This is a genomic window from Legionella brunensis (assembly GCF_001467025.1).
GTDB lineage: Bacteria > Pseudomonadota > Gammaproteobacteria > Legionellales > Legionellaceae > Tatlockia > Tatlockia brunensis.
This window is the reverse complement of the sequence record NZ_LNXV01000010.1, coordinates 1-7,076: the sequence shown is the minus strand read 5'-3', so window position 1 is coordinate 7,076 and position 7,076 is coordinate 1. Positions and strand designations below refer to the sequence as shown.

Sequence of the window (7,076 nt, the reverse complement as noted above, 5' to 3'; positions counted from 1 at the left end):
ACTTTGATTGTGGCGGGATGTGGTCTGTTTTTTCTTGTTGCCATGATGATTGTGCTATTAGCCGATGGCCGTCCTAAAAAGACTCAAGCTCTAAAAAAATCAGTTGATTTAACAGGAATTGTTGATGAATCGTTTACCGATGCGGTTGCAGATAATGCGCTTACAGCGCAACAAACAGAACTGGAATCATTAAAAAAACAAATTGGTGAATTGATCATTAACATTAAATCAATGGGTGAGGCACATCAAAAAGAATTGCAGGCGCAAAAAGAAGAATTAACATCTCAAGTACAAGAGCTGGTTTTGGCTCACCAAGAAAAGCAAATCAGTACAGAGCCGCAAAATAACCCTCAAGAATTAAACCAAGTACAAAACCCACAATTGTGGCATAACCCTAATACCTATGCCATGAACAACGTAATGAATGGTGGTGCGGTGTTATCTGATGCAGGTCCTCGCATTCATACGGTATCGTTTCGTCCTAAACGACGCATCATCAAAACTCACCCTAATTTTTATCTAAATCCTGCTCATTACGTACCGTCCAATACATCAGTACGGGCAGTTATTTTGGGCGGGGCAGATGCGGATGCCTCCGTGAATGGCCAATCCAAAAACAATGGTGTGATGCTGTTTAAGTTTCTGGAAGACGGAACATTGCCTAACGGGCAGAGCTCACGCTTAAGAGGCTGTCGCGTCAGTGCCAATTCGTATGGGGATATTTCCAGTGAGCGTGCTTACGGAACGCTATATCGCCTATCGTGCGCTCATCCTGGTGAGCCGATTATTGATAAGGAAGTAACAGGCTGGGTGTTTTTCAACGGCAAGGTGGGCATAAAAGGAAAACCCTTGATGCGGGACAACAAAGTAATGACTTGGGCGGGTGTCAGTGGTTCATTATCAGGTATAGCAAGTGCCGCACAATACGCGCAAAGCGTGCAAGTCATTGGCCCATATGGCGCAACCTCTGTTGTACCAAGCAGTCAAATCGCACCTTTTGCAGCCTATGGCGGTGCTTCCAAAGCGGCTGACACGTTATCTCAATACTACGTCAAACGGGCAGAACAATACCATCCGGTGATTCAGGTAGGCTCTGGCAATGTGGTCACCATTGTTTTTAAAGATGGTTTTTACTTAGAGCCAGATGAAGACAAAAGTCAACATGCGATGAACCAAGTTAAAGCACAGCAAGAATCTCATGAACTGATAGCAAGTCAAGAGGACAACCAAAATTCTGAGATGAATTTTACCGTTCCTCCCGAGGTCTTGGGGAAAATTGACCAGGTAAATACCTTAAGTCGTAATGAAACAGGAGGTTTACGATGAAACGCCCAATGTTTTCCTTAATGCCTTTGCTGGCAATCTTTTTAACGGGTTGTGGCACGATGAATTCCAATTTCAGCTGTAATGCCACGGCAGGGGATAGTTGTTTAACCATAGAGCAGGTTGATGCCATGACTCGCTTTGCTGATGATGTAAAACCAACGCTCCCAAGACGCGCTAAGGTGCGCGCTGAAAATAATATTCAAAAAGTTGGAGGAACAATTATCAAGCAAAACAATGGTCAGTCTGTATGGGTTGTCAAAAAAGTGGATGGGCAATCATGGGCTTAACTTTGGCGGCATTTCGTGATAAAGCACGCGATTTATTACATCAAGCTGCGACATTACTTGGGGAAACATCAGGCATTAAACCCGCTTCGCTTCATGCACATGATAAAGCGCATGAATCGTGTGCGCTTGACTTGCCCTCGATTAAAGCCCTTTTGCCTTACGAAACGGTGAATGAGAGAGGCTTCTTTGTTAATCGCAACTCGATGGGTTTTGGTTTAGAACTTTTGCCCATGTCCGGTGCGGATGAGTCCTTAATGAGCAGTTTGTCGCAATTGTTTAAAAATAAATTAACTGTAGGGACTGATTGCACGGTGCTATTGTATAAACATCCTTGGCTTGGCGCCTCACTTTCACAAAATTATGAACCTATTTTAAAGCAAGGAGGTATTTATGCGGAGCTTGCACGTGAGAGCCTTAAATATCACTTAAATGCCATCAAAAAAGGGTATAAAAATGGCCGTAATGTTCCCGCAGGATTGAGTGATTATTGTTGTTATCTTTTTGTTTCAAGACCTATTCAACAGGATGTCAAAGAGCAGCTTCATCTGTTACAAGCTGACTTTGAATCTGAATTAAAGGTTGCAGGATTTGGGTATAAGCGGCTTGAGGAAGATGATTTTAAGGTGCTGATGCGCGCTCTTTTTTCCCCTGATTTTAACGAGTTATCCTGGCCAGTCATTAACGAATCCCAAGGGCTTATTTCGGAGAGTATACCTAATCGTTCCAGTAAAATTGAAATTGGGGATGAATGCATTCAATCCTCACTGGTGGATTTGAAAGGAGCAATCCAGCAAACACGACTGGTTAATTGTGAGCTCTCTGATTATCCGGTCAAACCCTTTGCTTTATGGCAAACACCGGATTTATTTGCGAATCTCTTGGATACGGAGCAGGGGATTCAATGTCCATTTTTAATTTCATTTACCATTCGAGGAGTCAATCAGGAAAAGGTGAAGGCGAAAGCTAAGGCTCGCGCTAAATCATTGAGTGCCAACAACAATGCGGTGCAAGGTTTTATTAATCCTTCCATTCGTGAAGAAGCGGCTGAGTGGCAATTTGTTCATGAGCATGCAACCAAAGGTGAATTGCATCTATTGCCAACGTTTTACAATGTCATTCTTTATACAACTAGCGACCGCGAACGTGAGCATGTCGCTAAAGCGATTGCAAGTTTCAGGCAAATGGGTTTTACCTTAAGCATCAGTCGTTGCAAACAATGGTTAAGGTTCTTAAGCAGCTTGCCTTTTATGCTGACCGAGGGGCTTTTTTCGAGTATTGCGTTTTTGGGCATGACCAAAAAACTAACCCATACCAACGTTGCTAATTTGCTGCCTGTCATTGCTGATTTTAAAGGGGCAAGACAGGGATTAATCGTTCCTACTTATCGCCATCAACTGTTTTATTTAAATACCTTTGATGACAGAGTATTGCCGATTACCAACTTTAATCGGCTAACCGTAGCAAGCCCTGGTGCTGGAAAGTCATTCTTTGAGCAAGCCCAAATTTTAGATGGTTTATCGCGAGGTCAGCAGATTTTCGTTATTGATTTGGGCGGCTCCTACAAGCATTTATGTGAGATGGTGGGTGGCAGCTATATTAATGCAGCAACGTTAGCACTTAATCCCTTCACGCTGTTTGATTTCGATGGTGTCACTGAGATTAAAGGGGAGAAGGTTAATGATTACATTCAAATCAGGGACTTGTTGGCTATTATGGCAAGCCCGTCTGAAGCCTTGAGCGAAGTGCAAAAATCCTGGCTTTTAGATGCTGTGACTGAATGCTGGAAAGCGCATGGAAGGACAGCAAAAATGGATGATGTATTAGCAAGTCTCAATGGAATGCTGGAGAAGAAAGAGAATCAGGGGGATCAACGACTTAAGGATTTGACGATTTTGCTCGGCAAATATGGAAGTCGTGGTCTTTACGGCCACCTCTTTAACAGCGATACCCCACTTCTCAATGGTTCCAATTTGGTGGTTCTGGAAATGGGTGAGCTGGAATCCAACCCTGAGCTTTTGACCATTGTCATGTTTGTCATGATAGTGATTATCCAGGGGCAATTTTATCATTCAGACAGAAAACGCGAAAAACGCTGCGTGATTGATGAAGCCTGGCGGTTTTTAGCGCTTGGCTCAAATCCTGTGTGTGCCAGTTTTATCGAGCAGGGTTTTCGTACTGCAAGAAAGCATATGGGCGGGTTTGCGGTCATTACACAAAATCTTGTAGATACGATGAACACCATTCAGGGGAGGGCGATTGCTGCAAGCTCTGATACTAAAATCATTATGCGTCAGGGCGGGTTCAAACAATACGTTGATGAGCATCCAAAGCATTTTAATCCATTAGAAGTAAAAGTTATTGAATCTTTTGGTGAGGCGAAAACTCAAGGGTTTTCCAATTTGATGATCCAATTTGGAAATGTCACCACTTTTCATCGTTATTTTTGCGATCCGTTTTCACGTGTTCTGTTTTCCACCTCAGGGGAGGAGGTGAGTCTCATTGAATCGTTAACCAAGCAAGGGGTTAGCTTGTCTGATGCAGTACAGCGCGTTGCACACCAATCTTATGGGGCAGAATGATGCGATTAACTTCCCTGGTTTTAGGTTGTGCATTAGCGGTTTTTGGTGTGGTTTGCATTTTTTATGGTGTACCACCTCAAAAGTCGATTGTTGTTTTTGATAAAGAGGTGGTTCAAGGTCAATTTATTCGTCAATTGGCAGAAATAAAAGCGACCGAATCTCAAGTGGAACAGTCTACCAGAAGATTTAATGAGGTACTGAATAAGGTGCTGGTTGATATAGCACAGCAAAAGAAGGTCGTCATTTTAAGGTCGTCTGATGTTTTTGCTGGCGGTGCTGATATTACCGATGAGGTGAGAATGAGGTTAAGTAAGGCCATGAGGAACAAATCGTGAACATTATTTGTTGTTTCATTCTGCTTATGAGTTTAATAGGTCAGGTTTATGCCAAATCTTTTGGTGTCGTAGGCGAAGTGTTTCCTATTGCGGAAAAGAGTTTTTTAACGCTTATTGAAGAACGATTAGCTGCTTTGAAAGCAAGTGGTGAACTTGAGGCAATGAATCAGCGCTGGATTCAAACGGCAGTTGAGCACGCGAACAGGCCAACAGCATTGGATCTTCCGCGTACTAACCGTTCAACGTGTCATGATTACGCGCCAGAAATGACCTTAAGCCAGGACATAACCAATGAAAGTGGGCGCATTTTGTACTCAAAAGGAACTCATGTAAATGCGTTGCAACACATGCCTTCCTACACACCGTGTTGGTTATTCTTTAATGCCGATGATGAAGCACAGTTGAATTGGGCGGTACTTCAAAAAACTCAGTGCGCGAATCCTAAATTGATTCTGACAGGCGGTACGATTAATACAGCTGAGAAAAAATTGAATGCGGTGATTTATTTCGATCAGGCAGGGAAAATCACAACAAAGCTTCATATTACCCATGTACCGGCAAAAGTGACACGTCACCAAAATCATCTGGTCATTCATGAACAAGCAATCAAGGAGAATGGTGATGTGCTTTAGGATATTGCTTGTAACAATCCTTTTTCTTGGTTTTGCGCCCCTTAATGCCAAGCAATGTACCGGACATTTTGTGAACCCAGTGACTGATGTGTGCTGGCGTTGCTTATTTCCATTATCTATTGGCAATGCAAAGGTGGTGAACTCGTCTCTTCCAGATACGGAAAATGCATCCAGTCCTATAGGCGTTTGCCCTACAAGTACTGGCGTGCGAATCGGTTTGAATATTGGATTTTGGGAGCCGATGGCGCTCACCGATGTCACGGATACACCGTATTGTCTGGTAAATCTTGGTGGTAATAAATTGAATTTGGGGCTGAAGCAGGGCAGGGGTGGTCGTCATGTGGTGGGCAATGGGCAGCAACGCGCATTTTTCCATGTGCACTGGTACAAATATCCATTGATTAACTGGTTGAATCTCATTACCTCCGTGGGTTGCTTGCAAAAAGGTGATTTTGATATTGCTTATCTGACCGAACTTGATCCGACCTGGCAGGATTCAGAGATGAGCTTTGTGTTAAGTCCTGAGTCAGTGTTATTTGGAAATCCTGTGGCAGCAAGCGCGTGTGCTGCGGATGCACTCTCATCTACTATGACAAATAAACCACTGGATAGCCTTTTTTGGTGTGCGGGCAGCCAGGGAACGCATTATCCGATGACAGGACACCTTAATGCCTCTATTTCACCGGTACAAACTGCAATGCTACTTACTGAGCGCATGAATTACAAAATGCATCGTGAGTTTTTAGTGTCTGACTCAAGCCCAAAATCTGGAGCAATTTGCAAAGAGCATTACTACACCGTAACCCCTAAATCACGTTATCGCTATGAGATGGTGAATCAAGTGCCTGATGGTAAGCATTGCTACCCATCGGGCCACAGCACCCTGGCCTGGGAAGCTGGAAAAATCAAGCCACATACGCCTGACCAATATGGGTTTTTGGTGTGGCGAAAACGTCACTGTACATTCCTTTAGTCGGGAGAATTCTATGTTAAGAAAAGGAATTTTGTTATTGATTGGATTTTTGATAATGACTTCATCTTTTGCAGTACAAGTATCTGTGTTTGTTAGCTTTTCTATGCCAGATACGCTTTTGCAAGAGACATTAAAAGAAAGCGCCCAACTAAATATTCCAGCGTATATAAATGGTCTATACCATGACTCGATGAGTGAGACAGCACTCAAAGTGATGGCATTAAGCAAGCGTATTCCTGATTTAAGTTTAAATATTGATCCAACGAAGTTTGAGCGTTTTGGCATCCATCAAGTCCCCGCTTTGGTTGTGGATGATGGTAAAGCCTTTGATGTGATTTATGGTCACTTGACGATTCAAGAAGGATTCACCCGTATGGCAGGCCGTGGGGAAGTTGATTTTGCACCTCAAGATGTCAGGAGCCTTAGATGAGACAATTTGGTTTCATTTTATTTGGCTTCCTGTTTGCCGCGCTCGTTTCTGCACAAAATCAGAATGATGCACTTCACGCGCGTGATGAAGCCTTAAGAGCATTAAAGGGATTTAATCCAGCAACGGTATTAAAAGGCTATACAGAAAATCCTCAAGAATCGACACTTCAACCCCAAGAGGGAAACAATGCTTTGTCCGCTCAAGGTTTGGATGCTTTAAAAAATAATGAGACAGCAAAAGAAGTATTCAGGCAGGCAGGACGTCGTCCCAAGGTTCGACCAAATCCAAATCGTTTTGAGATGCAATACGCAGAAAGACTGCTTGAAAATCCAGACAGTATTCTAGAGGGTGCTTGCTATAAACAAACTGGCATTTGTAAAAATCAATCTGTCATTAAATCATGCGATGAGTCGGTTCACTATACGAAAAAAGCGTGCAAAGACACATTAAATGTATTGGTTAAACCCATCAGACAAAGTTTTACTAGAGTACTCACACCCAATCGATTTCAATC

At 43.0% G+C, this 7,076-nt stretch carries 7 protein-coding genes and 1 pseudogene; all 8 read left to right on the top strand.

Features of this window, described 5'->3' with window-relative positions:
• The coding region (locus tag Lbru_RS06955) for a TrbI/VirB10 family protein (RefSeq protein WP_065235437.1) at positions 1-1,326 on the top strand (1,326 nt) is incomplete at its 5' end.
• Positions 1,323-1,613 carry a TraV family lipoprotein gene (locus Lbru_RS06950; RefSeq protein ID WP_058441469.1) on the top strand — a complete coding sequence of 97 codons (291 nt, stop codon included), beginning with the start codon at positions 1,323-1,325 and terminating at the stop codon, positions 1,611-1,613. The genes Lbru_RS06955 and Lbru_RS06950, both read left to right, overlap by 4 nt.
• A complete protein-coding gene (gene traC, locus Lbru_RS06945) occupies positions 1,574-4,192 on the top strand; it encodes a type IV secretion system protein TraC (protein ID WP_238583842.1) in 2,619 nt (872 codons plus the stop codon). Before Lbru_RS06950 ends, traC begins: the two co-directional genes overlap by 40 nt.
• The gene (gene trbI, locus Lbru_RS06940; RefSeq protein WP_238583840.1) at positions 4,189-4,527 is read left to right on the top strand and encodes a type-F conjugative transfer system protein TrbI; all 339 of its coding nucleotides are present in this window, start codon (positions 4,189-4,191) and stop codon (positions 4,525-4,527) included. Before traC ends, trbI begins: the two co-directional genes overlap by 4 nt.
• Positions 4,524-5,159: a type-F conjugative transfer system protein TraW gene (gene traW / locus Lbru_RS06935; protein WP_083500855.1), complete on the top strand. Its 636-nt coding sequence runs from the start codon at positions 4,524-4,526 to the stop codon at positions 5,157-5,159. Before trbI ends, traW begins: the two co-directional genes overlap by 4 nt.
• Entirely contained in the window at positions 5,149-6,132 is a 984-nt protein-coding gene (gene traU, locus Lbru_RS06930; RefSeq protein WP_058441467.1) for a conjugal transfer pilus assembly protein TraU, read from the top strand. Before traW ends, traU begins: the two co-directional genes overlap by 11 nt.
• Positions 6,133-6,145: 13 nt before the next feature.
• Positions 6,146-6,562: a type-F conjugative transfer system pilin assembly protein TrbC gene (gene trbC, locus Lbru_RS06925; RefSeq protein WP_058441466.1), complete on the top strand. Its 417-nt coding sequence runs from the start codon at positions 6,146-6,148 to the stop codon at positions 6,560-6,562.
• A pseudogene (locus Lbru_RS06920) lies at positions 6,559-7,076 on the top strand (conjugal transfer protein TraN); the annotation flags it as partial. The gene trbC and the pseudogene Lbru_RS06920, both read left to right, overlap by 4 nt.